Origin of the sequence: Streptomyces sp. NPDC057136 (assembly GCF_042670885.1) — a bacterium.
Lineage (GTDB): Bacteria > Actinomycetota > Actinomycetes > Streptomycetales > Streptomycetaceae > Streptomyces.
Window position 1 is genome coordinate 19159 of record NZ_JBHUUV010000042.1, and the last position, 23377, is coordinate 42535.

Below are 23377 nucleotides of genomic sequence, written 5' to 3' on the forward strand. Positions count from 1 at the left end.
ATTAGCGTGAGCGGTTACGCTCCGGCGAACACGCAGTGAGAAGGGGGCCGAGTGTGACCGCTGAGGCCATAGAGACAGGCCCCCGGGCGGGCACCGAAGCACCCGCCGCCGCCGACGGCCGGCCGTTGCGCATCGCACTCCTCACGTACAAGGGCAATCCTTTCTGCGGAGGCCAGGGCGTCTACGTACGCCATCTCGGCCGCGAACTCGCCCGCCTCGGCCACAGCGTCGAAGTGATCGGCGCCCAGCCCTACCCGGTGCTCGACGAGGGCGTCCCGCTCACCGAACTGCCGAGCCTGGACCTGTACCGCCAGCCCGACCCGTTCCGCACCCCCGGGCTCGGCGAGTTCCGCGACTGGATCGACCTCGCCGAGGTCGCCACCATGTGGACCGGCGGCTTCCCCGAACCGCTCACTTTCAGCCTGCGGGCCCGGCGCCACCTCCAGGCCCGCCGCGGCGATTTCGACGTCATCCACGACAACCAGACCCTCGGCTACGGCCTGCTCGGCGACCTCGGGGCCCCGCTCGTCACCACGATCCACCACCCCATAACCGTCGACCGGCAGCTCGACCTGGACGCCGCGGGCAGCCGCCGCCGCCGCGCCTCCGTACGCCGCTGGTACGCCTTCACCCGCATGCAGAAGCGGGTCGCCCGCCGCCTGCCGTCCGTCCTCACCGTCTCCGGCTCCTCACAGCAGGAGATCGTCGAGCACCTCGGCGTACGGCAGGACCGCGTCAGCGTGGTGCACATCGGCGCCGACACCGACCTCTGGTCGCCCGATCCGTCCGTCGCGGAAGTGCCGGGCCGGATCGTCACCACGTCCAGCGCGGACGTCCCGCTCAAGGGCCTCATCCACCTCGTGGAGGCGCTGGCCAAGCTCCGTACCGAGAACCCGCAGGCGCACCTCGTGGTCGTCGGCAAGCGGGCCGAGGACGGACCCGTCGCCCAGGCCATCGAGCGGTACGCACTCCAGGACGCCGTCCAGTTCGTCAAGGGCATAAGCGACGCCGAACTGGTCGACCTGGTGCGCAGCGCCCAGATCGCCTGCGTCCCCTCGCTGTACGAGGGCTTCTCCCTCCCCGCTGCCGAGGCGATGGCCACCGGCACCCCCCTCGTCGCGACGACCGGCGGCGCGATCCCCGAGGTCACAGGACCCGACGGGGAGACCTGCCTCGCCGTGCCGCCCGGCGACGCGGGCGCGCTGGCCATCGCCCTCGGCCGGCTGTTCGGCGACCCGGAACTGCGGGCCCGCCTCGGCGCGGCCGGCCGCGACCGGGTGCTCGCCCGCTTCACCTGGGCCAGGGCGGCCCTCGGTACGGCCCAGCTGTACCGTCAGGCGATCGTCTCCCGGGGAGCCCGCAGGTGACTGCCCCCGCCGCCCACGGAACCCGTACCTCCGACCTCGAAGGCAGGCCCTCGTGCTGACCGTCGACTTCACCCGCTTCCCGCTCGCCGCAGGCGACCGAGTGCTCGATCTGGGCTGCGGTGCCGGCCGGCACGCCTTCGAGTGCTACCGGCGCGGCGCCCAGGTCGTGGCGCTGGATCAGAACGCCGAGGAGATCCGCGAGGTCGCCAAGTGGTTCGCCGCGATGAAGGAGGCCGGTGAGGCCCCCGAGGGTGCCACCGCCACCGCGATGGAGGGCGACGCGCTCAACCTGCCCTTCCCCGACGACTCCTTCGACGTCGTGATCATCTCCGAGGTGATGGAGCACATCCCCGACGACAAGGGCGTGCTCGCCGAGATGGTCCGGGTCCTCAGGCCCGGGGGCCGGATCGCGATCACCGTGCCGCGCTACGGCCCCGAGAAGGTCTGCTGGTCGCTCTCCGACGCGTACCACGAGGTCGAGGGCGGCCACATCCGGATCTACAAGGCCGACGAACTGCTCCGCAAGATCCGCGAAGCCGGACTCAAGCCGTACGGCACCCACCACGCGCACGCCCTGCACAGCCCGTACTGGTGGCTGAAGTGCGCCTTCGGGGTGGACAACGAAAAGGCGCTGCCGGTGCGTGCGTACCACAAGCTGCTGGTCTGGGACATCATGAAGAAGCCCGCGGTCACCCGGGTCGCCGAGCAGCTGCTCAACCCGGTCGTCGGCAAGAGTTTCGTGGCGTACGCGACGAAGCCGCACCTTCCCAAGGCCGAGGCGTGAGCACCCCCGAGCGGACCGAACACCTCGTACTGCCCGGGGTTCTCACCGCCGACCAGGCCGCCGAGACCGTCGCCGCGCTGCGCGCCGTCCAGCGCGAGGACGGGGCGCTGCCCTGGTTCCGCGGTCACCACCTCGACCCGTGGGACCACACCGAGGCCGCCATGGCACTCGACGCCTCCGGCGAGCACGAGGCCGCGGAACGCGCCTACGACTGGCTGGCCCGCCATCAGAACGAGGACGGCTCCTGGTACGCCGCCTACCATGACGGCGACCCGGAGCAGCCGACCGACCGCAGCCGCGAGACCAACTTCTGCGCCTACGTCGCGGTCGGCGTCTGGCACCACTACCTCGCCACCGGCGACGACGCGTTCGTCGACCGGATGTGGCCGACGGTCTACGCCGCCGTCGAGTTCGTCCTGCGCCTCCAGCAGCCCGGCGGCCAGATCGGCTGGAAGCGGGAGCCCGACGGCACCCCCGTCACCGACGCCCTGCTGACCGGCTCCTCCTCCATCCACCAGGCCCTGCGCTGCGCGCTGGCCATCGCGGAGGAACGCGAAGAGCCGCAGCCCGACTGGGAGTTGGCGACCGGAGCGCTCGGTCACGCGATCCGCAACCACCCGGAGCGCTTCCTCGACAAGGACCGCTACTCGATGGACTGGTACTACCCGGTCCTCGGTGGCGCGGTCACCGGCGTCGCCGCACAGAAGCGGATCGACGAGGGCTGGGACCGGTTCGTGGTCCCCGGACTCGGTGTCCGCTGCGTACTCCCCAACCCGTGGGTCACCGGTGGCGAGAGCTGCGAACTGGCCCTGGCGCTCTGGGTGATGGGCGAGTCCGACCGCGCCCTGGAGATCCTCCAGTCCGTCCAGCACCTGCGCGCCGAGGGCGGCATGTACTGGACGGGGTACGTCTTCGAGGGCAACCGCGCCTTCTGGCCCGAGGAGCTCACCACCTGGACGGCGGGCTCCCTGCTGCTGGCGGTGGCCGCACTCGGGGGGGACGAGGCGACCACCGCGGTCTTCGGCGGCGAGCGGCTGCCCAGGGGACTGGAGCCGGACTGCTGCCGCTGATTCCTCAGAAGCGGCGGACGCGGCCGGCCACGGCGTGGCCGATGAAGAGGTAGACGACGGCGGCGAGGCCGTATCCGGCGACGACCCGGGCCCACTCGGCGTCGAAGGTGAACAGGTCGTGCGACCAGCCGGCCAGCCAGCGGGCGGATTCCCTGACGAACTCGACCAGTTCGTTGGCCCGGTTGGCCTCGAGCAGGTACATCAGAATCCACAAGCCGATGACGAAGGCCATGATGTCGGCCACGACGGCTATGACACGTGCTGCGGTACTGCTTCCTGTGCCTGTTCTGGGAGACATGGCCTTCGGGTTGCCGCTTTACGCAGAGTGAAACCCGGACGGCCCGTCCGGGTGGCGGCCCCGCCCCGGCCGGGCGAGCCTGGCCCGGAGTGGCGAGCTCCGTCACTTGCCGTGAAACGCCCGGTCAGGGAGGCCAGCTGTGCCCCGTCCCCATGCCGTCCGCCGCATCCCGGTGGCGTTGCTGCTGTCCTGCGCCGTGCTGGTGAGTGCCACCGGGTGCGGGGACGGCGGCAGCGACAGCACCACGAACGCCGATTCCAGCGCGAGCCCGAGCCCGAGCGCGAGCGCAAGCCCGAGCGCCTCCGCCTCCGCCGGGAAGCAGAAGCTCGCCAAGACCCGGTTCGTGGCCAACGCGGGGCTGGCGGCCGGTGCGACGTACCAGTGGATCGTGAAGCCGTACCGTGCGGGTTCGTTCAAGAAGGGCGCGGACGGCCGCACGTTCGCCCTGATCAAGGCGGGGCTCGCGGGCGGATTCGCGTACAACCGGCTCAAGGCGGCAGCCGAGAACGCCAAGGGCGACCCGCTGCTCTCGAAGGCCGTCGCCCCGCTGACGGCCGGTATCGAATCGCTCAAGGGGCTGGGCACCAAGCTCCGCAACGGTGAGGTGGGATCCGGCGACATCGGCACCTTCGAGAGCGTCATCAACAGCATCAAGGATGCGGGCGCGAGTGCCGGCGCCGAGGTGAAGGACAAGGTCCCGTCCACCTCCCAACTGGGCCAATAGCCGTGTGTTACCCCCGCAACGCCCGTATTAGGGTGCGGATATGACCCTCCTCCTCCCGTACGACCGCTACTGCGACGAGATCCTGGCCCAGACCGATGCGCTGAGAGCGGTGCTCAAGGACGCGGACCTCACCGCGACTGTGCCGACCTGCCCCGACTGGAATCTGCGCGAACTGGCCGTCCACGTCGGCGGCGCCCACCGCTGGGTCGGCGAGATCGTACGCACCCGGGCCACCGAGGACATCCCCGAGGAACGCGTACCCGGCTCCGCGGGGCCGGAGAGCGAGGAGCCCGGCGCCCTCGACGCCTGGCTCGTCGAAGGAGCCGACGGCCTGGTGGCGGCCCTGCGCGAGGCGGGCCCCGACGCGGAGGTCTGGAGCTGGGGGGCGGAGCAGCGGCCGACGTTCTGGGCGCGGCGCATGACACACGAGACCGTCGTGCACCGGGCGGACGCCGCCCTCGCCGCACGGGCCGACTACGAGGTGGCGCCCGAGGTGGCGGCCGACACCATCGAGGAATGGATGGAGCTCGTCTCCGCGGCCCAGCGGGACGGCGACCCGGAGGCCGTCGAACTGTGCGGCGGCGACCGCTCCCTGCATCTGCACGCCACGGACGTCCCCGGCGCGGAATGGCTGATCGAATTCGGCGAGGACGCCTTCGGCTGGCGCCACGCCCACGAGAAGGCGACCGTCGCCCTGCGCGGCACACTCACCGACCTGATGCTCGTCTTCCACCGCCGGCTGAGCCCCGCCGGCACGCGCATGGAGCTGCTGGGAGACGCGGAACTCCTGGACTTCTGGCTGGACCGCGCGTCCTTCGGCTGAGCCGCGCTACACGTTGAGCTCCGCCAGCACCCGGAGCGTACGAGGGTCCGGTGCTGTGACCAGGAGGTCGGTCACCGGACCCTTGCGCCACAACTCCAGCCGCTCCGCGATGCGTTCACGGGGTCCGACGAGCGAGATCTCGTCGGCGAAGGCATCCGGCACCGCGAGCACCGCCTCCTCCTTGCGGCCCTCCAGGAACAGTCGCTGGATGTGCCGGGCCTCCTCCTCGTAGCCCATCCGGCCCATCAGATCCGCATGGAAGTTCCGGGCCGCATGCCCCATGCCCCCGATGTAGAACCCCAGCATCGCCTTCACCGGCAGCAGCCCCTCGGCCACGTCCTCGCACACCTGCGCCCGCGCCATCGGCGCGACCATGAACCCCTCGGGGAGGCCGGCGGCCGTGACCCCGTACACATCGGGGCGCGTGGGCGACCAGTACAGCGGCAGCCAGCCGTCCGCGATCCTGGTCGTCTGGGCGACGTTCTTCGGCCCCTCCGCACCCAGCAGCACGGGAAGCCCGGCGCGCAGCGGATGGGTGATCGGCTTCAGTGGCTTGCCCAGACCCGTACCGTCCGGTCCGCTGTACGGATGGGAGTGGAAGCGCCCCGCGAGCTCGACGGGCCCTTCCCGCGCGAGAACCTGCCGGATCACCTCGACGTACTCGCGGGTCGCGGTCAGCGGACTGCTCGGGAACGGCCGCCCATACCACCCCTCCACCACCTGCGGCCCGGACAGACCGAGCCCCAGCATCATCCGGCCGCCCGAGAGATGGTCGAGGGTCAGCGCGTGCATCGCCGTCGCCGTGGGCGTACGGGCCGCCATCTGCGCGATAGCGGTGCCGAGCCGGATACGGGAGGTGTGGGCCGCGATCCACGTCAGCGGCGTGAAGGCATCCGAACCCCAGGCCTCCGCCGTCCACACGGAGTCGTAGCCGAGCTCCTCGGCGCTGCGGGCCAGGGAGAGATGGTCCGGATTCGGGCCGCGACCCCAGTATCCGAGAGCGAGTCCGAGGCGCATAGCGGTCCCTCCAGGCGAATGTGACGCTCCGTCAGGCAACGGGTGCGGGAGGGATGGTACGACAACGGCCCCCCGCCCGGAAGGGCGAGGGGCCGCGATGTGCGTGCGGGGTCAGCCGCGCTGGATGCCCGTGGTGTCCTGGAGGACTCCACGACGGCCGTCCTGCGTCTGGGCGATGAGGCCCGGACCGCGCTGCTCGACCGCGAGATACCAGGTGCCCGGCGCCAGTTCGGCGATCGGGTTCGGCGAACCGTCCTCGCCGTACAGCGGACGGGCCACCGGCACAGCGAACCAGAACGGCGTGAAGTCGCCGGTCGGCGCTCCACCGTCCTGCGGGGCCTGCGGGGCCTGCTGCGCCTGCATGGCGTGCGCCTGGGCCGGGTCGGCCTGACCGGGCTGCGGCTGCGCACCGTACGGCTGGGGCTGACCCGGCTGCGCACCGTAGGGCTGCTGCTGGGTGCCGGGGTAGCCGTAGCCCTGGCCGGGCTGCGGCTGCGCACCGTACGGCGCCTGCACGCCCTGCTGCGCCGGACGCGGGGCGCCCATCAGTGGGGCCTTGAGCGCCGGAACCATCGGGGTGGCGATCGCACCGGCCGCCAGCGCGATGGCCGCGAGAAGGCCGAGGATCAGGCCGGCGCCCGCCTCATTGGCGTCGATGATCGTCCAGAACGCGGTCCACAGGGCGAAGACGGTGAACGCGGCGCCGAACTGGCCGAGTTCGAGACCGGCGACCTTGCGGCCCGGCATGGCACGGCTCACGATCAGCAGCGCCGCGCCGATGATGCCGGCCAGGTAGACGCTCATCAGGAGCGAGAGCGAGTCCCAGGCGTTCGAGCTGAAGCCGGAGCAGTCGACGCCGGAGGGGCAGTCGACGCCGAAGAGGTCGAGGAAAGAGGCGATGAACAGCACCACCGCTGCTCCGATCACCACCCCGTCGCCTCGAGTGAGGGAGCGGATATTCACGTGAAGGTCCTTAGTCGGTCGTCTCGTCGGGGCGGTCGTCGCTGCCGCCTGTACGGCGGGTACGGCGCGAAGCTCGGGGGCGGCTCCCCATCGTACGGATGAATCTATCGTCTGCCCGGCCGGGTTGTGCCCCGCCCCGGACCTTGGGCTGTTATCCCCCCAATTCCCACGCAGGTCTACCTCTTGAGATAGCTGCTGATGCCGTCGGCAATGCCACGGGCCGCCTTCTGGCGCCATTCCGCGCTCGTGAGCAGGGCCGCGTCCTTCGGATCACGCATGTTGCCGCATTCGATGAAGACCTTCGGCACGGTCGACAGATTCAGTCCGCCGAGATCCGTGCGGGTGTCGAGACCGGTGGAGTCGCCGATGTAATTGGAAGGTGAGCTTCCGGTGGCGCGGAGGAACAGACCGGCGATACGGGTGCCGAGTTCGCGCGAGGGCTCGACGATTTTCGCGGTGTCCGCGGCGCCGCCGCGCACCCGTCCGGGGAGGATCACATGGAACCCGCGGTTGCCGGCCGCGGAACCGTCCGCGTGGACGGAGACGACCGCGTCGGCCCCGGCCTTGTTGCCGATCCGGGCCCGCTCGTCGACGCACGGGCCGAAGGGGCGGTCGTTGTCGTGCGTCAGCACGACCTTCGCGCCCTGCGACTCCAGCAGGGTGCGCAGCCGGTGCGATACGTCGAGGGTGAACCGGGCTTCCGCGTAACCGGCGTTGGTCGCGGTGCCGGTGGTGTCGCACTCCTTGTGGCCCGTGCCGATGTCCACCTGGCGGTTGATCTCGCGGGTGTGGTCACGGTTGCGGGGGTTGTGCCCCGGGTCGATCACCACGGTCCTGCCCGTGAGCGGCCCCTTCGGAGAGGGCTTGGGTGTCGTGGCCGCCGGTGCCGATGGGGCGGGCTTCACGGCGCTGCTGCCGGCGTGTGGTTGTGTCTGCGGCGCCAGACCGCTGCCGCCGCCACCTCCACACCCGGAGACGGTCAGGGACAGGGAGGCCAGGGCGGCGGCGGTGAGCAGGGGCCGGCCGTGGCGGGTGGGGGGAATTCTGTCGTCGTACGGCACGTGGCGAGCCTATCCGGGCGGCTCAGATCCCCGCCCCAAGGCGCCGCAGGACGCGCAGCGAGTCCGTCACCGAGATCTCGGTGAACGCACCGGAGGCCAGCGCCCGCTGATGCACGCGGTACGGGGCCTGGCCGCCGTCCGCCGGGTCGGGGAACACGTCGTGGATCACCAGCAGCCCGCCGTCGGCGACATGCGGGGCCCAGCCCTCGTAGTCACCGTTCGCGTGTTCGTCGGTGTGACCGCCGTCGATGAAGACGAAGCCGAGCTTCCCGCCCCAGACGGCCGCGACCTGCGGCGACCTGCCGACCAGGGCCACCACGTGCTCCTCCAGACCGGCCTTGCACAGGGTGCGGCGGAAGGTGGGGAGTGTGTCCATCAGGCCGACCTCGGGGTCCACGACGGTCGGGTCGTGGTACTCCCAGCCCGGCTGCTGCTCCTCGCTGCCCCGGTGGTGGTCGACGGTGAGAGCCGTGACCCCCGCCGACCGGGCGGCGTCCGCGAGCAGGATGGTGGAGCGCCCGCAGTAGGTGCCCACCTCCAGGAGCGGGAGCCCGAGCGTGGCGGCTTCGGCCGCCGCCGCGTACAGGGCGAGTCCTTCGCGTACCGGCATGAAGCCCTTGGCGGCCTCGAACGCGGCAAGGATCTCCGGCTTGGGCTCGGCGGCCACGGTGTTCCTCCAGGTGGGTCGGTCGATCGACGGCGCCCCATCGTGCCGTACGCCCCCGCCGTCGAGGACGGCGGGGGCGTACGTGACCCCTTGGTGCCCGGCTCGCCAGGTCAGCCGGGCACCAGGGCCGGAACGAGCATGCAGCGCGGGGTGTGTACTTAGGGCGCCCTTGCCGCCGTGCGTGCGGCAGGTGCTTCCGGCGGGCACCTCACAGGTCGGACAGGCGAAGTCGGCGCTCACGACGGGCGGCACCTGCCAAGCGTTGATCTTGGCAGTGTGCGCCCCCTGTGCCTCAGGTTCACCACATGGTGTAAATAGTCCCAGTTTGAGTCATCTCGCCGGTTGCCTTCGCCAAGTATCGAGGAACGCCCGGGCGCCATGCAGGGGAAAGTCCCCCGTGATCTCCGGCACGCCCGGCCGCACGCACCATCCCGACAAGAGAAGACGACTCATATGCATCTGACTCCGCACGAGCAGGAGCGCTTGCTGGTTCACGTCGCTGCCGATGTGGCGCGGAAGCGTCGCGACCGGGGCCTGCTCCTCAACTACCCCGAGGTGATGGCTCTGCTGACCACCCACGTCTTCGAGTCGGCGCGCGACGGCAAGACAGTCAGCGACATCATGGATTCGGGCCGACAGGTGCTCACCCGCGACGAGGTGATGGCCGGCGTCCCGGAGATGATCAAGAACGTCCAGGTGGAGGCCACCTTCCCGGACGGCACCAAGCTGGTCACCATCCACGACCCCCTCCCGGAGGCCACCGAGGAGCCTGAGGTCTACCCGGGCAAGGTCGAGCACCCCCAGCCGCCGCGCAAGCCGCAGCACCCAGTCGGCTGTGCAGATGACGAGGATCCGTCCGCGTGCTGCGACCCGTGTGCGGATGAGGCCGTCTGGTACGAGGCGATCGAGTTCAACAAGGCCACGATCGGCGGCAAGAGGACGATCAAGGTCCGGAACAAGTCGGACCGCCCCATCCAGGTTGGTTCCCACTACCACTTCGCCGAGGTCAACCCGGGGCTTGAGGTCGTGGAGAACCCGATCGGTACACCCGTAACCAGCGGGCTGCTCAAGGACTGCGCGGAGGCCCGAGGCCGACGGCTCAACATTGCTGCGGGCACGTCCGTGCGCTTCGAACCGGGTGACGAGTGCTGCGTCGAGCTGGTGGAGATCGAAGGCGACGCCCTGGGCGACCCGACCAAGATCCGGGGACTGCGCGAGGGGACTGTCTGATGGGTAGCCAGCAGGGCCAGAAGCAGAGCAACGTACTGAAGCGGACGGACTACACCGCTCTGTACGGGCCGACGACCAAGGACCGCGTCCGTCTCGCGGACACTGATCTCACTGTGGAGATCGAGGCTGACTGGAGCGGCGGGCCGGAGTACAGCGGCAACGAGATGATCTTCGGCGGCGGCAAGGTGATCCGCGAGTCGATGGGGATGTCGCACATCCCCAGTGACGGGGGCGGCGACGCGTCGCGCAAACCCGTTGACACGGTCATCACCGGGGCGCTGATTCTCGATTGGTGGGGTGTGGTCAAGGCCGACGTGGGCATCCGCGACGGCAGAATCGCGGCCATCGGCAAGGCGTACAACCCCGAGACGATGAACAAGATCGAGAACTTCGAGAAGCCGACCCGTAACCGTGCTGATCAGACCGATACGGTGCCGCCGACGGCGGACCCGATGAACTTCGTGGTCGGCCCGGGCACCGAGGTGATCTCCGGTAATGGCCGGTTCCTCACTGCGGGCGGTGTGGACACCCATGTCCACTTCATCTGCCCCGGAGAGATCCACGAGGCCCTTGCCTCAGGCGTGACCACCCTCATCGGCGGCGGTACGGGGCCCGCCGAGGGCAGCACGGCCACCACCGTGACGCCGGGACCGTGGCACATCACCCGGATGTTCGAAGGGCTGGACGAGTACCCGGTCAACGTCGGTCTGCTCGGCAAGGGCAGCACGATGAGCAAGGAGGCACTCCACGAGCAGGTGGACGCCGGCGTCTGCGGCTTCAAGATCCACGAGGACTGGGGTGCAACACCAGCTGTGATCAACAATGCGCTGGAGGTCTGCGAGGACCGGAATGTTCAACTGGCCCTGCACGCAGACTCGTTGAACGAGTCCGGCTTCCTCGACAGCACGCGCGACGCCTTCAAGGGGCGTTCCATCCACATCTTCCATGTCGAAGGTGCCGGCGGTGGCCACGCGCCGGACATGATCGAGCTGGTCAAGGAAAGGAACGTCCTTCCCGCCTCGACCAACCCGACCCGCCCGCTGACGGTGAACACCGTCAAGGAGCACGTCGACATGATGGTGGTCTGCCACCACCTCAACCCGGACATCCCCGCGGACATGGCCTTCGCGGACTCCCGCATCCGGCCGTCCACCATGGCCGCGGAGGATCTCCTGCACGACATGGGCGCCATCTCGATGATGTCCTCCGATGCTCAGGCGATGGGCCGCATCGGCGAGATGATCATGCGGACCTGGCAGACCGCGCACGTCATGAAGTCCCGCTACGGCCCTCTGGAAGAGGACCTCAAGAACGCGAAGATCCGAGCGCGTGACGAGGACACCGACCATTCGTACAACAACAAGGGGCTGACACCGAACGACAACTACCGGGCGCGCCGCTACGTCGCCAAATACACCATCAACCCGGCGATCACCCACGGCATCGACAAGTACGTCGGTTCCGTGGAGACCGGGAAGCTTGCCGATCTTGTGTTGTGGGAGCCGAAGTTCTTCGGCGTCAAGATGCACATGGTCATCAAGGGCGGTCAGCTCGCTTACGCGCAGGTCGGCGACGCCAACGCGTCGATCACGACGCCGCAGCCCTACCTGCCGCGGAAGGTCTGGGGCTCCACCGGCCGCTCCCCGGGAAGCAACTCGTACAACTTCGTGGCCGACGAACAGGTGGCGCTCCGGCTGAACGGCGGCACCGACTCGGACAACACCACGTACGACGGTCTCGGCCTCGGCAAGAAATTCGTGGAGATCGAGAGCACCCGAGGGGTCACCAAGGCGCACATGAAGCTGAACGACACGGTTCCTGAAAGCCTCGAAGTCGACCACAACAGTTTCGAGGTCACCATCGGCGGCGCGACCACATCGGACGCCCGCACCGTGCTCAACGGTGCGACCGTACCGCGCGCTTTCGTCAACGATCTGCCCATGGCCCAGCGCTACTTCCTCTTCTGATCCAACCCGTGCCCGGCCGCCAGCGCCGTCAGCGCGGCCGGGCACAGCGCAACATCCGACCCTGCGAAAGGCAGCCGCTCACCCATGAGCCGTGCCGCACTGCTCCTGCTGGCCGACGGCCGCTTCCCCGCCGGTGGGTACGCCCATTCCGGCGGCATCGAGGCCGCGGTCGCCCATGGAGCCGTACACGACACCGACAGCCTGGAGGCATTCTGCCGCGGGCGCCTGCACACCACCGGCCTGACCACGGCCGGGCTGGCCGCCGCAGCCACCGCCGGCCATGACCCATTGCTGCTGGACGACGCCGCCGACGCGCGTACCCCCGCCCCCGCGCTGCGCGCCGTTTCCCGCAGGCTCGGCCGGCAGTTGATGCGCGCGGCACGCGCCACCTTCCCCTCTGCCGAGCTCGAACGCCTGGCCGCCGAGCGCCCCCAGGGCGCCCACCAGCCCGTCGTCCTGGGCCTCACCGCCCGCACCGCCGGGCTCGCACCGGTGGACGCCGCGCATGCCGCCGCGTACGAGAGCGTCGGTGGCCCGGCCACCGCCGCAGTGCGCCTGATGAGCCTCGACCCCCTCGACGCCTCGCGCCTGCTGGCACGCCTCGGCGCCGAAACCGACAACGTCGCCGCGGCAGCCGCCGAGGCCGCGGCCCGCGTGGAGACCGAGGGCATCGACGCCCTGCCCTCCGCGTCCTCACCGCTGCTGGACATCACCGGGGAACAGCACTCCGCCTGGACCGTCCGGCTCTTCGCTTCCTGACCCCCCTTCCCGAACGCCCGGTTCCCCCCATGGAGTTGGCATGCACCTCGACCACTCGCTGCCCCACCAGCACCTTCCCAGCGTCTCAGCGAACCGGCCCGACGGCAGCCGCCGCGCCCTCCGCGTCGGCCTGGGCGGGCCCGTGGGCTCCGGCAAGACCGCCAGCGTTGCGGCGCTCTGCCGCACCCTGCGCGACCGCTATTGCCTGGCCGTCGTCACCAACGACATCTACACCCGCGAGGACGCCGAGTACCTGCTGCGCGAGGCCGTGCTGCCGCCCGAGCGGATCACGGCCGTCGAGACCGGCGCCTGCCCGCACACCGCGATCCGCGACGACATCTCCGCCAACCTGGAAGCCGTCGAGCACCTGGAGGAGACCCTTCACCCCCTCGACCTCGTACTAGTCGAGTCCGGTGGCGACAATCTCACCGCCACCTTCTCCAAGGGCCTCGTCGACGTGCAGATCTTCATCATCGACGTCTCCAGCGGCGACGACATCCCCCGCAAGGGTGGCCCCGGCATCACCACCGCCGACCTCCTCATCGTCAACAAGACCGACCTCGCCCCGCACGTCGGCGCCGACCTGGACACGATGGCCGCCGACGCCAAGAAGCAGCGCGGTGACCTCCCCGTCATCTTCACCAGCCTCACCTCCGACGACGGAATCCGCGAGGTCGCCGACTGGGTCACCGCCCATCTCGCCGCGTGGCGCGCCGAGGCGACCGTATGACCCCCATCGCCCAACTCGCCAAGCACCAGCCCCCCAACGAACCGGGCGCCCCGACTGCCGGCGCCGAGAAGGCGGCCGAACATCCGGACGGGGTGCGCGCCACCGCCCGCATCCACGCAGCGCACAACGGACGCGTCACCACCCTCCCGCGACTGCGCAGCGACGGCCCGTTCCACCTACGGCGCATGCGCACCGACGGGAACGCCGCCACGGTAGGGATCATCGGTGCGATGAGCGCCCCACTGGGCGGCGACCGGCTCGCGCTCGAAGTCACCGCCGATGACCGGGCCGAACTGGAGGTCACCTCGGCCGCCGCCACACTAGCCCTGCGCGGCCCCACCACCGCGGCGGCCACATACGACGTGCGGCTCACCGTCGGGGAGCACGCCAGTCTGCGCTGGCTGCCGCAGCCGCTGATCAGCGCCGCCGGCAGCAACCTGCGTCAGACCTATACCGTTGAACTCGCCGCCACCGCACGGCTGGTACTGCGAGAAGAGCAACTCCTGGGCCGGGCCGACGAGGAGCCCGGCCACCTCGTCAGCCGGATCCGGGTCCGTCGCGCCGGACGCACGCTGCTCGACCAGTACACGGCGTACGGGAGCCCGGAGCCCGGCTGGGACGGCCCGGCCGTCCTGAACGGGCACCGCGCAGTCGGCCAACTTCTGCTCGTGGGTCCAGGGATGGACGCCCGGCACGACCCTGTCCTGCTCCGAGAGGGCTCCAAGGACGGGAGCGCCGTCCTCGTGCCGCTGGCCGGCGGGTCGGCTCTGCTCGCCACAGCCGTGGCACCGACCTCGTCCGTACTGCGCGAGCTCCTCGACGAGGCGCACGCACATGCCCTCGGAAAGTAGCGTGGATGTCCCGCGGGCATGACCGCTGCCTCACCAGCGGCTGACTACCGTTCCTAGTCAGTGAGCAGGAGTGAGTCTTGGACCCACGTTCCGGCACTGCGTGCATCCCGAACGGTTTTGGATGCGCTGGTCTCCCGCGTTCCCTGTTGTGTCCCTGTTCGGCGACGTGCATCGTGTGCACGCTCCGTGACGGGTGGGCGGGTTTCCTCACGTCCCCGGGCCACCGGTTCGGCCTGGACGGTCCGATGCCCAGCACCATCACTCTGGTGATGCTGGGGCGGTGCCGTCCGTCGCCGGATCGGGTGCCCGAGGGCGCGTCGCCCGATCGCGATGCCAGCGGCATCGTGACGGGACATCTTGCGCCGCGGGGCGGTCAGCGGCTTGCGCCAGTGCTGATCGCCCCACATCGAGGTATAGGCCGGGTCCACGGCCACGACGGACAAGTCCATCTCGGCGGCCATGGAGATCAGCCGGGCTTTGAGTTTTCCGGTGGGGATGCCGGAGATGAGTTGCCGGAACCTCTTGCGGCGGCCGTGCTTCTCGCGGGTCTTCTCGGCGGTGAAGTCAAGGTCCTCGATCGCGATGGCGGCGACGCCGCAGCCTTTTGCCCAGTGCAGGACCTGGGTGATGGCGTGCCGGATCCGAGCGTCCCGGTGATCGGCGGTACCAGACAGGTCGTAGGAGAAGCGGCGCGGGTCGCCGACTGGGTTGCCGTGCCGGTCGAGGTGGTAGGCGGCGAAGTGGTCGGCGTTCGTATCGACACCAACCATGCCCTTGGCCCGTGCCGCCTCCAACGGCATCGTCTGGACGACGGGACGCTGCCAGGACGCGGTGAGGTACCAGCGCCCGCGCTGCACGTCGTAGTGGATGCGGTAGGCGACGGCCCGGTTCCGCTCGATGCGCTCGCGCCACTCCTCGCCCCGGTGCTGGAACCGCACGGTGGAGGCGAGGACGTACCGGCCGTGCTTGGCGTTGGCGTGGTGGGCGAGCGGGGCGGGCAGCTTGATGGAGACTTCGCCGACGGGGGTGACGCGGATCGTCTCGTTCCCGAACCGCTTCCCGGACTCGCCATCGGCGGCGAGGAACCAGCGCTCAGCTTCCCAACGCTCCCGCCACTCGGCTTCGGTGAGCTGAGTGGCGGCGAGGTTGTGCCGGTTCTTGAGCAGCTTGCGGCCACCGCGCACCACGCGCACCACGCCCGCTTCGCGCTCGGCGCGGGCGACGTCGAGGCGGTGTTCCAGCACGTGCAGGCGGCGGGTCTTCTGGAACCACTCGCTCGTGGAGCGGTATCCACCCGCAGCACGCTTGGTGCCTTTCTCCCCGATGGGCTGGGACAGGCGGTGCGTCAACGTGCGCACACCGGCCTCCAGGCCCTGGATGTGCGCGAGCTGGCAGCGGCGGGACAGTGCCCACTGGTCGTGCGTGGCCTTCGTGATCGACCCGGCCCACCGCGACGACGAGAAGGCGGTCAGACCCTGCTTACGCGCCGCCCACGTGTCGCTGTTGTGGTCCAGGCCATCAGCACAGCGGGCCTTGAGGTCCCGCGACGCCATCGAACCGAGGTGTTCGCCGACCAGCCGCAGCACCTTCTCATCCTCACAGGTGAGGTGCTTGAGGCGGTCGCGTATCGCCACACCGGACGGACCGAGGGCGACGAACGGTGCGTCGATGGTGCGGAGCTTCTTCTTCTTCTTCTTCTTCGGCTCAGCCATCGGCTGCCGCCGCCTCAAGAGCCTTCTCAGCACGGCTCTTCGCTGAGCGGCGCCCGTACAGACCGGCGCAGAACGAAGTCAGCACCTCCACCATGTCGCGCACCAGATCGTCTTCGACCTCGCCGTCATCAAGGACAACGAGACGGCGGCCGGTCGCGGACAGAGCGGCCTCAACCAGTTCGACGTTCATGCGGCCGAGGCGGTCTTTGTGCTCCACCACAACCGTCGTCACGTCCGGATCGGCCAGCAGGCGCCGGGCCTTGGAACGCGAGCCGTTCATCCCGGAGGCGATCTCGGACTCGATGCGCACCACCCGGTGCCCGGCCTTCGCCGCCCACTGAGACAGGCGTGCCGCCTGGCGGGCAAGGTCGTCCTTCTGATCGTGCGAGGAGACACGGGCATACAAGCCCACACCACCGGTCACCGTCGGTGAGGAGTTCGCTTCGATGTTGACCAGGATCGTGCGCGGCCCGACCCGCTCCGCGGGGACCGGCAACGTGCCCTCACGGAACCAGCGATACGCGGTCTGCCGATGCACACCGTTCGCTTTCGCCCACTCCGTAAGGTTCATAGACAAGATCGTAACATCGCTTGAACGCGCTAACACTCACTCAATCGACTCTAAGATCGAACAGTTGCCCACCTCCGCCGACGGGGACAGCAGTTGTTCGTCGTGAACGAGGTGTCGGACCAAGGCCCAGCGCTGGTCCTTGCTGACGATGCGCTCAGCAAAGTAGCTGCTGTTGACCGGTGCGGTCAGTGGTCGGCTGTGGCCGCGTCTGCAGGCGGCCGAAGGGCAGCGAGCCGTCCGCCAGTGAAGGACTCCTGGGCGATGACGACTCCTCACACTTACCGCACTTCGGAAGAGCGATCGGCTGTAACGAGATCCGTCGCACATCCCGAGCATTGTCGAGGTCACGTCACTGACTGATGCGGCTTCCATGCAACGCTGGGCCCGGGCAGCGAACTTTGCCATCGTGAAGACCTGTCAGGGGCCGCAGGCGGCACCCGATGAACGACAAGCACCTCAAGCCCTGTCGGCCCACTCGGGTCGGCGTGCCACAGCAAAAGGAAATACGAAGCGCAACCGCTTGCCTTTCCGAGTGGCCGCGGTCGCACCCGTGCAGCTACTGAGGTCCACGAAGACATCGACGTTGCACACCGAGTCCAACTCCTCGTCTGAGCTGGGCAGGAACGGCCCCCGCCGGCAGGGTCGCCGTCATCACCCAGGTGGCGTTCGACGGGGTGGTGTCGAGGAGTGCGGGCAGGTCCTTGATGACGGGGACGAGCAGGGTCTGCATCACTGCGACGGTGATACCCGCGAAGGCGAGGGCGGGGACCACTCCGAGTCCCGCCCGGCTCTTCCTCGGATCGAGGCGGTCCCCGGCGAGCTGTTACATCGTCGTCCGTTGCATACGTGCGGCTGCGGCCTCCGGGCAGCGCTCACCACCCGGGCTCCCCACAAGTGTGCGCATGCCGAAGGCTTCCGTACGCCCGTGGTATTCCGATGGACGGGTGTCCTGTCCGACTGAACCTTGCGAGAACTGGTCCCGGTGACCTGTGATTCGCAACCTTCAGTAGGACAGGTGAAGGCCGGAACGTCTCACGATAGGTTGCATTTTCGGCGGCTCGTCGGGTGTCGGGGCGATGGGAAATGACTCTCGGATGGGGTGTGTCAGATCAGGCTGAGCTGTTCTCCCGGAGCCTGCGGTAGGAGCGCGTTTCGCAGCTGGGAGACGGTCGCTCGCCAAGGGCCGTCCTTGTTGCTTTCACCCCAGAGTTCCATGAGCTCGGAGGGCTCAGTCACGACTCGGTCGAGGGCGTGGATGGCGAGCTCGCGAATGTCGGCAGGTAGCTCGGGGATGGGCAGGTCCGGCCCGTAGACGGTGGTGACGGGTTCGCCTCCGGGGCACTGTGCGGCGACCAGGGCCGCCGCAGCGATTGCCTCCACCGGGATGTCGTGGTCGAGGTAGCCGTGGGTTTCGATCGTGCGGACCAGCGCCGTGCGGATGATGCCTTCCCGCTCGCCTTCGGCTGCCTCGTCGAGGGTGGAGGAGAAGTCCGCAGCGGTGTCGTTGTCGAAGGGGCCGACGTCCCAGGTTCCCATGATCTCTCCTGCTCGTACGGATGCTCAGGCATCGTGCCAGGAAGGACTGACATGGGCTGCCTGTGCAGAGTGAGACCGGGGACGAGGTCGCGGTTGGTGGCCGGGTGAGAATGTGCGGCATGGCGCCTACTTCTTCCGCATCCCGACTGGTTGCAGCAGCGGCTCGGGAACGGCTTCGTCCTCTTGGCCTGCGGCAGCGGGGCCGCTCCCGGATCTGGATAGACGATCACGGGTGGTGGCTTGGGGTCGTCGAGTTCCCTTCCCCGCAGTGGAGCCAGGGCAGCGGACTGGCAGTCGGGGCGATGTGGTTGTGGCAGAACGTCGATCATCTGACGTTTGATTTCGTCGAGCGTGTGAGCGGGTCTGAGGAGTTCCGCAACGAGAAGCAGTTCGCTTCCGTCGCTGCGGAACTTGCCCGCAGCGCCGAAGAGCAGGTCGAGAGTTTCAGGAACCGCTTCTCGGACCTGGGTGCTGTCGCTCGGTGTCTGCTGGAGCGTAAAGCCAGGCCGGGGTATATCTGGGACAGCTTCAACGCTGGCGTGGTTGCCGGGCTGGTCGGTGAGACGACTCTGGCCCGAGCGAGGTTCGCTGCGGTCCTGGCCGAGGACCCCGTTGCCGACTGGATCCGGGAAGCTCAGCAGACTGCCCGATACCTGTCCGATCTGGCCGATGACGAGGCCGCCATCCGGGAGTGGACCCGTGATGCAGTCATGTCGTGTAGGGCGAAGCTGAGTCTCGGGGACCTGCCGGAGCAGGTTGGCGGCCCGCTCATGTCGGAGGGGTCGTTGTAGGCGCTGGTGGGTCATCCCTCGCCACCCATGCGCTCTGACGTCATGGCAATCACGACCGGACTTCGCAGGGTTCAGTGAGACAAGACAGCGACCCTTCCGTTCCCATTGAGAGTTGCTGTCCCGTCTCATGCGAATTGGCCCCTGTCTCAGGTGATCTGGTCCGATTCGCTCGTCGTCTCAGGCGATCTGGTCCGTTGGCGCTACTCATGTCACGCGAGACCTCAACCTGCGCGGCGATGACACCCTGAGACGGCACCGGGCAACCGTGCGTCCGGGACCAGATCCACTGAGATTTCCAGCGTCACAGCGTCTCAGTTCTTCTGGTCGCTGCAGGTCACAGACATCACCAGGGGCCAGATCATCTGAGACGGGACAGTTGCATCGACAAGCAGCCCTGATCATCGGGATGCAAGATCGGGCTGTACGGCGAGCGCTTCGGCTGTCCAGCATGACCTTGCATTCATTCGGTGAGCACGACCAGGTTTGCCAGGTCCTTCCCGCGGGGGCGCTGTGCCTGAGTGCCAGCCCTTTCAGAGGCGTTGGAAAGCTCCCACTGTCAACAGCTCGGCAGGCTCAGGCCTGAGTGGCTTCGGTGATCTCTAGAAGGTTCTGGCACACATTCCGTGAACGATCTTCCTGGCCACTGCGTCAGGTGAGCAGCGAGGCGCGCTACCAGCACGGATCGAAGACCGCACGGGCCCGATGGAGCCGGACTCGGGATCGTTCACGGAATGTGTGCCAGAACCCTCTAGAAACAGCGTTTGTCGACGGGTTCCGGAGTCAGTTGGTGATCATTCGGCTCATGAATGTCGCAGAAATGACGGCGCTGTCGTGGGGGCGGTGAAGAAAAGGGAAGGCGGGAACGGGGGGGCGTTGGCAGGATGTCCACGCTCAACACCCGACGGGAAAGGACCCGACGACCGTGGCTCGTGCCATCACTTTGATCCGCTCCGCCTCTCTGTCTGACGTCGCCGAGTACGCCTACGCGGCCACGGCGCCCGCCGAGTCACGTCTGATCTTCCTCGCCGGGGCGTGTCCGCTGAACGATGACGGCTCCACGGCAGCGATCGGGGACTACGCGGGTCAGGCAGTGAGAGCCATCGAGAACATGCAGGCTGCTCTCGCCGCCTCGGGTGCGTCACTCCAGGACGTCATCAGTACAAGGGTTCTCGTCGCATCGGCACGGCGGGAGGACCTGGTGGCTGCCTGGGAGGTAGTCCGGGACTCGTTCGCTGACCATGACGTCCCCAGCACCTTGATGGGCGTCACCGTGCTCGGCTACGAGGATCAGCTTGTCGAGATCGAGGCCGTCGCCGCCGTGCTCGATTCTGCAGACTCGTTGACACACGTGGCGGCCGAACGCGGCTGTGGACCGGAAGTGCCTCAGTGACTGACGACAAGCCCTTGCGATCCCTGGCGAAGTGCTGCGGCCCCTGCGCGCCCCGGACGCGGTCGAGCTGGACGACGATGACGATCGCGAAGAGGATTGAGTCGGGGTAGCGGTCAGCGCGGGGCGGCCTCGCCTCGACGGAGGACCGGGACGGCCATGTGTCAGGTAAGGCGCTCGGGGATAGATGCGAGTAGGACCTCGTATTGGACGAACAGGCGTGGGACAGGGCGCCGGTCGAGGCAGACCTGGGCGAGGCCGGCGAGGCGGTCGTGGCGGGCGGCGATGTCGTCCAGGGGCCAGAGGGCGGCGGCCAGGGCGGGCGGGTAATCGAGGCCCCCGACGCGCAGGTCGGTGCTGGTGAGGCAGGTGACCGCGTGGGCGACGTCGAGGTGGCGGGTCACGTGATCACGCTCCAGCCAGGACTCGTACCCGATGTGCCCGTCCGCCGTCGACCACCACAGCCCTGGCAGGTGCCGCTGCCCTTTGTGCGACTTGAACGCGCGTACCGGCGCGACGCCCTCGAACCGTACTGACCACACATCGGCCAGTGGCCGGCGTAGTCCCGATCCATCTTGCTCGACGTACCCGACCTCGAATCCATCGGCGGGCGGCTCCTGTGCGCCGTCGGCCAGCACGCGTAACCCAGCTTCCACGGATGGCCTAACGCCAGGTCCGCTCGCAAGGTAACGAGGGACCTTGCAAGATCCCTCGCAACCTATGCCCGGACTTCGCAGGGTTCAGTGAGACAAGACAACGGGATGCGAACCCGGAGCGGATCAAAACGACCGGCCTTCTGACCTTCCGTCAGAATGGAACGTGTTCTACTCTTGCGCCGTTCCAGTGGCTGCGACCGGCGAGGAACCGCATGGGCATCGGCATCACCGAAGAGCATCGCGCCTTGGCGCAGGCCGTACGCGGCGGGCTGGCCCGCGCCGTCCCGCCCCAGGAGATCCGCGCACCCCTGGACGCGGAGCACCCTCCCGCGCCCGGTACCCGCCCCGCGCACTGGGACGCGCTCGCCGGGCAGGGGCTCCTGGGCATCCATCTGCCCGAGGCGTACGGGGGCGGGGGCGGCGCACTCCTCGACCTCGCCGTGGTCATCGAAGAGGCGGCCCTCGCCTCGCTCCCCGGCCCGTACGCGGCCTCCGTGCTGACCTCGGCGGTCCTGCACCGGGCGGACGTCCTGGATCGGAGGGGCTTCGCGGGCCTCGTCAAGGCCCTCGCGACCGGCGACCGCATCGGAGCGGCGGCCCTCGGCGCGGGCACCCTCACCGCCGTGGAGAGCGAGGGCGGCCACCTCCTCGACGGCGCTGCCCCGCCCGTACTCGGCGGCGCCGGCGCCGACCTGCTGCTGCTCGCCGCGACCTCGGCGACCGGCACCCTGTGGTTCGCCGTCGACGCCGGTACGGAAGGGCTGACCGTACGTCCGCACGACAGCGTCGACCCGACGCGCCCCACCGCCGAGGTGCACGCCAGGGGCGTCCGCGTCCCCGCCCACCGGGTCGTCGCCACCGACACGGCGTCCGTCCGCGACCTGGCCGCCGTCCTCCTGGCCGCCGACGCCTGCGGCACCGCCGCGCGGTCCCTGCGCACGGCCACCGAACACGCCAAGGTCCGCGAGCAGTTCGGCCGCCCCATCGGGCAATTCCAGGCCGTCAAACACCTCTGCGCCGACATGCTCGTCCGGCTCGAACAGGCCCGAGCCCTCACCTGGGACGCGGCCCGGGCCATCGGCGAGACTTCCGACATACGGGGGCTGACCGCCGCCCTCGCCGCCGCCACCGCGCTCGACGCCGCGTACAGCTGCGCCAAGGACTGCATCCAGATCCTCGGCGGCATCGGCTTCACCTGGGAACACGACGCCCACCTCCAGCTGCGCCGGGCCGTGGTGGCCCGGCAACTGCTCGGCGCCGGTGACGCCCACCGGCTGCGCGCCGTCCGGCTCGCCGAGAGCGGCGCCCGCCGCGAGCTCACCCTCGAACTCCCCGCCGAGGCAGCCGCACATCGAGCCGAGGCCAGGCAGGCCGTCGCCGCCGCCCGAGGCCTCGACGCCCGGGCCGCCCGCCGCGCCCTCGCCCCGGCCGGCTACGCGGCCCCGCACCTCCCCACCCCGTACGGACTCGGCGCAGGCCCGGTCCAGCAGCTCGCCGTCCAGCAGGAGTTGAAGGCTCAGGACATCAAGGTGAGCGACCTCGGGATCGGTACCTGGGTGGTGCCCTCCCTCCTCGCGTACGGGACCGACGCCCAGCAGAAGCGCTTCCTGATGCCCACCCTGCGGGGCGAACTCCTCTGGTGCCAGCTCTTCTCCGAGCCGGGCGCCGGGTCCGACCTCGCCTCGCTGCGTACGAAAGCCGTACGGACCGACGACGGCTGGCGCATCACCGGCCAGAAGGTCTGGACGAGCGCCGCCCAGTGGGCCGACTACGGCATCCTGCTCGCCAGGACCGACCCGGACGCCCCCAAGCACAGGGGCCTCACCTACTTCCTGGTGGACATGAAGAACGCCCGGGGCATCGACATCCGGCCGCTGAAGGAGATCACCGGGGACTCCCTCTTCAACGAGGTGTACTTCGACGACGTCCTGCTGCCCGCCGACGCGGTCGTCGGCGAGGTCGACGACGGCTGGCGGGTCGCCCGCAACACCCTGGGCAACGAACGCGTCCACATGGCCGACCAGATGACGTTCGACACCGGACTCGAAGCGCTGATCGCCCGCTCCGCCGAGCTCGACGGAGCGGCCCGCACCCGCGTCGGCGCACTCGTCGCCGAGGCCCACGCCCTGGCGTGCATCGGACTGCGGACCACGCTCCAGCAGGTCTCGGGCCTGGAACCGGGCGCCGGGGCCTCCGTACGCAAGCTCGTGCAGACCACCCACCAGCAGAAGGTCGCCGAACTCACCCTGGAACTCCTGGGACCCGAGGGCGCGACCACGGAGGGCGCGGCGGAACGGGCCGTGCACGGCTTCCTGATGTCGCGCTGCCTGACCATCGCGGGCGGCACCACACAGGTCCAGCTCAATGTCGTCGCCGAGCGCATTCTCGGCCTCCCGCGTGACTGACGTGACTG

The 23377-nt window shown here is 69.2% G+C and carries 22 protein-coding genes and 2 pseudogenes; 14 read left to right on the forward strand and 10 right to left on the reverse strand.

What is annotated here, in order from left to right:
- Nucleotides 1-53: 53 nt before the first annotated feature.
- The 3 genes from ACFT7S_RS33155 to ACFT7S_RS33165 are packed head-to-tail and all read left to right on the forward strand — an operon-like array spanning nucleotide 54 to nucleotide 3221.
- A complete protein-coding gene (locus tag ACFT7S_RS33155) occupies nucleotides 54-1367 on the forward strand; it encodes a glycosyltransferase family 4 protein (protein WP_382738371.1) in 1314 nt (437 codons plus the stop codon).
- A 52-nt stretch (nucleotides 1368-1419) separates the two neighbouring features.
- Nucleotides 1420-2151: a class I SAM-dependent methyltransferase gene (locus ACFT7S_RS33160; protein ID WP_382738374.1), complete on the forward strand. Its 732-nt coding sequence runs from the start codon at nucleotides 1420-1422 to the stop codon at nucleotides 2149-2151.
- Nucleotides 2148-3221: a prenyltransferase/squalene oxidase repeat-containing protein gene (locus ACFT7S_RS33165; RefSeq protein WP_382738377.1), complete on the forward strand. Its 1074-nt coding sequence runs from the start codon at nucleotides 2148-2150 to the stop codon at nucleotides 3219-3221. The genes ACFT7S_RS33160 and ACFT7S_RS33165 overlap by 4 nt, the downstream gene beginning before the upstream one ends.
- Nucleotides 3222-3225: 4 nt before the next feature.
- Here ACFT7S_RS33165 and ACFT7S_RS33170 read toward each other — a convergent pair whose 3' ends face one another.
- Nucleotides 3226-3519, reverse strand: a complete 294-nt coding sequence (locus ACFT7S_RS33170; protein WP_382738380.1) for a hypothetical protein — start codon at nucleotides 3517-3519, stop codon at nucleotides 3226-3228.
- A gap of 139 nt (nucleotides 3520-3658) precedes the next feature.
- Here ACFT7S_RS33170 and ACFT7S_RS33175 point away from each other — a divergent pair, with 139 nt between their 5' ends.
- Entirely contained in the window at nucleotides 3659-4243 is a 585-nt protein-coding gene (locus ACFT7S_RS33175; RefSeq protein ID WP_382738383.1) for a hypothetical protein, read from the forward strand.
- Nucleotides 4244-4283: 40 nt separating this feature from the next.
- Nucleotides 4284-5066 carry a maleylpyruvate isomerase family mycothiol-dependent enzyme gene (locus ACFT7S_RS33180; protein ID WP_382738386.1) on the forward strand — a complete coding sequence of 261 codons (783 nt, stop codon included), beginning with the start codon at nucleotides 4284-4286 and terminating at the stop codon, nucleotides 5064-5066.
- A 6-nt stretch (nucleotides 5067-5072) separates the two neighbouring features.
- Here the strand turns inward: ACFT7S_RS33180 and ACFT7S_RS33185 are convergent, their stop codons facing one another.
- From ACFT7S_RS33185 to ACFT7S_RS33200, 4 genes are all read right to left on the reverse strand, one after another.
- The gene (locus ACFT7S_RS33185) at nucleotides 5073-6083 is read right to left on the reverse strand and encodes an LLM class F420-dependent oxidoreductase (RefSeq protein WP_382738389.1); all 1011 of its coding nucleotides are present in this window, start codon (nucleotides 6081-6083) and stop codon (nucleotides 5073-5075) included.
- 111 nt (nucleotides 6084-6194) lie between these two features.
- Entirely contained in the window at nucleotides 6195-7046 is an 852-nt protein-coding gene (locus tag ACFT7S_RS33190; RefSeq protein ID WP_382738392.1) for a hypothetical protein, read from the reverse strand.
- 176 nt (nucleotides 7047-7222) lie between these two features.
- Entirely contained in the window at nucleotides 7223-8107 is an 885-nt protein-coding gene (locus ACFT7S_RS33195) for an N-acetylmuramoyl-L-alanine amidase (protein ID WP_382738395.1), read from the reverse strand.
- Nucleotides 8108-8129: 22 nt separating this feature from the next.
- The gene (locus tag ACFT7S_RS33200) at nucleotides 8130-8717 is read right to left on the reverse strand and encodes a class I SAM-dependent methyltransferase (RefSeq protein WP_382738458.1); all 588 of its coding nucleotides are present in this window, start codon (nucleotides 8715-8717) and stop codon (nucleotides 8130-8132) included.
- Nucleotides 8718-9227: 510 nt separating this feature from the next.
- On the opposite strand from ACFT7S_RS33200, the pseudogene ACFT7S_RS33205 reads away from it, so the two are divergent.
- The 6 genes and pseudogenes from ACFT7S_RS33205 to ACFT7S_RS33230 form a co-directional block, all read left to right on the forward strand.
- A pseudogene (locus tag ACFT7S_RS33205) lies at nucleotides 9228-9524 on the forward strand (urease subunit gamma); the annotation flags it as partial.
- A 153-nt stretch (nucleotides 9525-9677) separates the two neighbouring features.
- On the forward strand, nucleotides 9678-10004 hold the full coding sequence (locus ACFT7S_RS33210; RefSeq protein WP_382738461.1) for an urease subunit beta: 327 nt from the start codon (nucleotides 9678-9680) through the stop codon (nucleotides 10002-10004).
- The gene (locus ACFT7S_RS33215) at nucleotides 10004-11971 is read left to right on the forward strand and encodes an urease subunit alpha (protein ID WP_382738399.1); all 1968 of its coding nucleotides are present in this window, start codon (nucleotides 10004-10006) and stop codon (nucleotides 11969-11971) included. The genes ACFT7S_RS33210 and ACFT7S_RS33215 overlap by 1 nt, the downstream gene beginning before the upstream one ends.
- An 84-nt stretch (nucleotides 11972-12055) precedes the next feature.
- Entirely contained in the window at nucleotides 12056-12730 is a 675-nt protein-coding gene (locus ACFT7S_RS33220) for an urease accessory protein UreF (protein ID WP_382738402.1), read from the forward strand.
- A gap of 40 nt (nucleotides 12731-12770) precedes the next feature.
- Nucleotides 12771-13460, forward strand: coding sequence for an urease accessory protein UreG (gene ureG / locus ACFT7S_RS33225; RefSeq protein ID WP_382738405.1), 690 nt, complete (start codon nucleotides 12771-12773; stop codon nucleotides 13458-13460).
- Nucleotides 13457-14311: an urease accessory protein UreD gene (locus tag ACFT7S_RS33230; protein WP_382738409.1), complete on the forward strand. Its 855-nt coding sequence runs from the start codon at nucleotides 13457-13459 to the stop codon at nucleotides 14309-14311. Before ureG ends, ACFT7S_RS33230 begins: the two co-directional genes overlap by 4 nt.
- Nucleotides 14312-14364: 53 nt before the next feature.
- Here ACFT7S_RS33230 and ACFT7S_RS33235 read toward each other — a convergent pair whose 3' ends face one another.
- The 4 genes and pseudogenes from ACFT7S_RS33235 to ACFT7S_RS33250 all read right to left on the reverse strand — a co-directional run bounded on the left by ACFT7S_RS33235 (nucleotide 14365) and on the right by ACFT7S_RS33250 (nucleotide 18130).
- The gene (locus tag ACFT7S_RS33235; protein ID WP_382738411.1) at nucleotides 14365-16023 is read right to left on the reverse strand and encodes an IS200/IS605 family accessory protein TnpB-related protein; all 1659 of its coding nucleotides are present in this window, start codon (nucleotides 16021-16023) and stop codon (nucleotides 14365-14367) included.
- On the reverse strand, nucleotides 16016-16594 hold the full coding sequence (locus ACFT7S_RS33240) for an IS607 family transposase (protein WP_382738414.1): 579 nt from the start codon (nucleotides 16592-16594) through the stop codon (nucleotides 16016-16018). The genes ACFT7S_RS33235 and ACFT7S_RS33240 overlap by 8 nt, the downstream gene beginning before the upstream one ends.
- A 595-nt stretch (nucleotides 16595-17189) precedes the next feature.
- Nucleotides 17190-17396: pseudogene (locus ACFT7S_RS33245) on the reverse strand (MFS transporter); the annotation flags it as partial.
- 302 nt (nucleotides 17397-17698) lie between these two features.
- Nucleotides 17699-18130 (reverse strand): DUF4259 domain-containing protein, encoded by a 432-nt coding sequence (locus ACFT7S_RS33250; RefSeq protein ID WP_382738417.1) that lies wholly within the window; start codon nucleotides 18128-18130, stop codon nucleotides 17699-17701.
- A 302-nt stretch (nucleotides 18131-18432) separates the two neighbouring features.
- Here ACFT7S_RS33250 and ACFT7S_RS33255 point away from each other — a divergent pair, with 302 nt between their 5' ends.
- Nucleotides 18433-18921, forward strand: coding sequence for a hypothetical protein (locus ACFT7S_RS33255; RefSeq protein WP_382738420.1), 489 nt, complete (start codon nucleotides 18433-18435; stop codon nucleotides 18919-18921).
- A gap of 922 nt (nucleotides 18922-19843) precedes the next feature.
- Complete coding sequence (locus tag ACFT7S_RS33260) at nucleotides 19844-20311, forward strand: RidA family protein (RefSeq protein ID WP_382738423.1); 468 nt, start codon at nucleotides 19844-19846, stop codon at nucleotides 20309-20311.
- Nucleotides 20312-20472: 161 nt separating this feature from the next.
- Here the strand turns inward: ACFT7S_RS33260 and ACFT7S_RS33265 are convergent, their stop codons facing one another.
- Entirely contained in the window at nucleotides 20473-20946 is a 474-nt protein-coding gene (locus ACFT7S_RS33265) for a hypothetical protein (protein ID WP_382738426.1), read from the reverse strand.
- 230 nt (nucleotides 20947-21176) lie between these two features.
- On the opposite strand from ACFT7S_RS33265, the gene ACFT7S_RS33270 reads away from it, so the two are divergent.
- Nucleotides 21177-23369 carry an acyl-CoA dehydrogenase gene (locus tag ACFT7S_RS33270; protein WP_382738428.1) on the forward strand — a complete coding sequence of 731 codons (2193 nt, stop codon included), beginning with the start codon at nucleotides 21177-21179 and terminating at the stop codon, nucleotides 23367-23369.
- Nucleotides 23370-23377 lie beyond the last annotated feature (8 nt).